We start from the raw sequence: 581 nt of genomic DNA on the forward strand, positions 1-581 counted from the left end.
ATACTTTTATTTAAATTTATTACTTTTAACATACCTTACCCTCCAAATTGTAATTATTTTATACTTATATTGTATAAGCTAATTACCTTGTAATCTATCCATCTACATTACAGTTCAGAGGCTTAATATTACACTTATGTAACATTAAAGTAATCTGATAATTTATAGAATGTTATACATACATTACAAAACTCATTTTCCTTTGATTCTATACTTATATCATGACTTAATTTATTTAATATTTTTTTTGATATATATAATCCCATTCCTGTTGATTTTGTTATTTCATTATGTTTTCCTACATACCCTTTATCAAATACTCTATTTATATCCTCTGTTTTTATACCAATTCCATTATCCTTAATGTGAAGTTCTATTCCAATTTCCGAATTTTGTAAGTAAATTTCTACAACACCATCTTCTTTAATATATTTACACGAATTATTTATTATTTGTTCAATTATATGCATTAACCATTTTTTATCACTTAACACGTTATAATTCAAATTCCCTATATTTAGATCTATCTTATTGTATATAAATAAATATTTATTCTTTTTTATAATTTCTTTTACTATTTT

General features: G+C 21.5%; 1 protein-coding gene. It reads right to left on the bottom strand.

The window, feature by feature from the left end; translation table 11 throughout:
• Nucleotides 1-134: 134 nt before the first annotated feature.
• The coding region (locus tag VN21_RS03755; RefSeq protein WP_046822113.1) for an ATP-binding protein at nucleotides 135-581 on the bottom strand (447 nt) is incomplete at its 5' end.

It is taken from the genome of Paraclostridium benzoelyticum, from assembly GCF_001006285.1.
GTDB classification, from domain to species: Bacteria; Bacillota; Clostridia; order Peptostreptococcales; family Peptostreptococcaceae; genus Paraclostridium; species Paraclostridium benzoelyticum.